The organism is uncultured Campylobacter sp. (genome assembly GCF_937890585.1).
Lineage (GTDB): Bacteria > Campylobacterota > Campylobacteria > Campylobacterales > Campylobacteraceae > Campylobacter_A.
In genome coordinates, this window is sequence record NZ_CALACG010000177.1 from 1 (window position 1) to 2960 (window position 2960).

The 2960-nt window shown below is 34.5% G+C and carries 2 protein-coding genes and 4 tRNA genes; 1 reads left to right on the forward strand and 5 read right to left on the reverse strand.

From position 1 onward, the window contains the following. Positions 1-305 precede the first annotated feature (305 nt). The 5 genes from Q0296_RS05195 to Q0296_RS05215 all read right to left on the reverse strand — a co-directional run bounded on the left by Q0296_RS05195 (position 306) and on the right by Q0296_RS05215 (position 1955). Positions 306-1319 (reverse strand): bifunctional 3,4-dihydroxy-2-butanone 4-phosphate synthase/GTP cyclohydrolase II, encoded by a 1014-nt coding sequence (locus Q0296_RS05195; RefSeq protein ID WP_298037500.1) that lies wholly within the window; start codon positions 1317-1319, stop codon positions 306-308. 290 nt (positions 1320-1609) lie between these two features. Then, a tRNA-Asp gene (locus Q0296_RS05200) sits at positions 1610-1686 on the reverse strand. 11 nt (positions 1687-1697) lie between these two features. Beyond that, positions 1698-1773 (reverse strand) — tRNA-Val (locus Q0296_RS05205). A gap of 16 nt (positions 1774-1789) precedes the next feature. After that, positions 1790-1865 (reverse strand) — tRNA-Glu (locus Q0296_RS05210). Between the two features lie 14 nt (positions 1866-1879). Beyond that, positions 1880-1955 (reverse strand) — tRNA-Lys (locus tag Q0296_RS05215). A gap of 210 nt (positions 1956-2165) precedes the next feature. Between Q0296_RS05215 and Q0296_RS05220 the strand changes: the two genes are divergently transcribed. Continuing rightward, positions 2166-2849: a CRISPR-associated endoribonuclease Cas6 gene (locus Q0296_RS05220; RefSeq protein ID WP_298037504.1), complete on the forward strand. Its 684-nt coding sequence runs from the start codon at positions 2166-2168 to the stop codon at positions 2847-2849. Positions 2850-2960: the final 111 nt, after the last annotated feature.

Genomic DNA, 2960 nt, shown 5'->3' on the forward strand with positions numbered 1-2960 from the left:
CAATAATATTTTATATTATAAAATGATTAAGTCTATAAAAATAATGTAAATTAGCGATATATTAGAAATTTTTTAATTAGAGTTGATTTATTTTATAAAATATACTTAAAATAAAATATTTAGTTTTAGCATAAAAATAGGCTTATATACTAAATTTTATGTTAGACAAACTTAAACAAAAGAGAAACTTATTAAATTTGATGTGAAATGTTAGCTCAAATTTGCGAGTAATCTACGAAAATTTGATCTAGGAAGTATTATTAAATTTAGCCAGAACCAAGCTGGACTGGCTAAATTTGGGATATTTAAATTTCTTTATAGCTTACTATATCTAGCCCAAAACCAGCTAAGCTTACAAATTCTTTATTTTTATTTGAGCTTAAAAGCTCGATCTCTTTTACGCCAAATTGATTTAAAATTTGCGCTCCGATGCCGTAGTCTTTGCTAGTATTTGAGTTGTCACTATCTAAAAAGATCAAAATTCCACCATTTTGGCTTAGAAATTTGATAGTTTTTAAAAGCTCTTCGTATTTTGGACTGCTCAAAAGCTCGTGATCGGCAAGTATCTTTTGAAATTTGACATTTGCCTTGCTCTTTGGCTCACCAAAAAGATAAGCTGAGTGGATTTTGCCTTTGTGATCGGTGATATCATATCTTACTGCAGCACAGTCTGCGATCTTGACATCACTTTTCTCGCCAACTCTTATGAGGCTTTCATGGCTTAGTCTATACTCAACCAAGTCAGAAACACTGATCATATTTAGCTCAAATTTCTTACAAAACTCCTCTAGATAGTCGCGTCTTGCCATTGTGCCATCTTCTTTTACGATCTCGCATATCGAAGCCATCGGAGCAACGCCAGCAAGCTTGCAAAGATCGACTGAGCCCTCGGTGTGGCCTGTGCGAACGAGCACACCGCCATTTTTTGCGATAAGTGGGAAAATGTGTCCTGGGCGCACGAAGTCCTCAGGCTTTGAGCTAGCCTCAGCTGCAAGCCTGATCGTCATATCGCGCTCATATGCGCTCACGCCCGTTGTTGCGTCTTTTGCGTCGATCGTGACCGTAAAAGCTGTCTCATGGCTCGATGTGTTTTTGGCTACCATAAGCGGCAAATCAAGCCTTTTTGCATTCGCCTCGTCCATCGCAAGACAGAGCACACCCTTTGCATGAGTGATGGCAAAATTTACCTTTTGCATGTCGCTACTAGCTGCTGAAAAGACTAGATCGCCCTCATTTTCGCGGTCCTCATCATCGACCATAACGACCATTTTTCCATTTTTTATATCCTCAATCGCTCTTAGTACATTTTCAAGTGCCATGTTTTTCCTTTTTGCTTATTTTACGTGATTATATTGATTTTTTAATAACTATGAGATAAAAATATTAACTTTTCTTTATATTTTGCACACTTTTATTTAAATTTATAAATTTTTAATATTTGATGTTAGGTAAAATTACTTGAGCTTTTTGTATAGAAAATTTGGTCAAAAAATATTTATAAAAAGAGACAAAAGGCTATTATTAATCAAATTTTAGAGTAAAATTTCTCTAAAAACTATTTTTTGAGTTAAAAGGATTAAATAAAATAAAAAAATGGATAAAAAATAGATGGCGCAGCGGACGGGGCTCGAACCCGCGACCTCCGCCGTGACAGGGCGGCATTCTAACCAACTGAACTACCGCTGCACCTAAAGTAATGGTGGTCGCTATAAGACTCGAACTTATGACATCCACCTTGTAAGGGTGGCGCTCTACCAACTGAGCTAAGCGACCTAAAATTTAAAATATCTGGCGACCCTTAGAGGATTTGAACCTCTGTTCCTACACAGAGAAAGTAGAGTCCTGAGCCACTAGACGAAAGGGTCATAAACCCAAAAAATGGTGTCCTGCGTTGGATTCGAACCAACGGCCCCCTCATTAAAAGTGAGATGCTCTACCGACTGAGCTAGCAAGACATGATTATTTAAAAAAGAATTGAGATTATACAAAAAACATTATTATATGTCAAGAAAAGAGCATTTAAATTTTAGAATAAGTCTTTGATTTTATTTATCCATATTATTTTAAAATAAAAAATAAATTCTAAAAAATTTATTTTATATAGTTATCTATTTTTTACAAAATTTTGAGCTATAATCCATTTTAGTAATAACAAAGGAGCAAGGATGATTATTATAAATTCACGCCTTCCAACTCAAAATTTAAAAATAGCAAAGTCTTTATCTAAGCTCATACAAGGCTATATTTATAGTTATTTGCCAAAAGCTGAACATGACGGATACACACATAAAGAGAGCGGTAAAAATTTTAAAAGATCAAATTTTGATTTTAAGTTAAATGGCTTAAGCTTAGAGATAAGATTTAGCTCATTTATACCAGAATTTGAAAAAACGATCGCTTTTGCTGTGCTAAAAGATGGATTAAAACTTGGTAATATTTGTTTGCTTGATACATCTGTCTCAGCAAAAGAGCATAAAATTTCACAAAATGAAGCTACTTTTCAAGGATGTGTTGCGTGTTCGGTCGTTGGACTTTTGGGATACAAAGTGCATCTTGAGCCGCAAGACTCCAGGCATCTTGAAATGATGAAAACCAACGCGCTTCAAAGATTTGAAACACTTATGGGGTATAAATATGAGGGCGAGTTTGAGCTAAATTTACTTTGGCAAAATTTACAAAAACCTTTTTATTTTTACTACGGTAACAACAATATGCCAGTCAGAGCATGGCCTGCAAAATGGCACATCAAAGCAAAGCCAGAGCTTATAAATTTGATCCTTGATGTGGGAGTTGGTAGTGGATGTATGAACTGCGGACTTGGGTTTTTAGAAGTAGTGAAAGATAAATAAATTTTATAAATATTTAAGGTATATTGTCTTAGCATTAATAAAAATTTTTAAGGTCAATTTAAAATGGGACTTGCTCATAAGTTACATGTGATCGGAAATTTAATAAGCGAT

Coding starts and splice junctions, on each gene's coding strand:
- Q0296_RS05195 (WP_298037500.1), bottom strand. CDS start 1,319: ATGGCACTTGAAAATGTACTAAGAGCGATTGAGGATATAAAAAATGGA.
- Q0296_RS05220 (WP_298037504.1), top strand. CDS start 2,166: ATGATTATTATAAATTCACGCCTTCCAACTCAAAATTTAAAAATAGCA.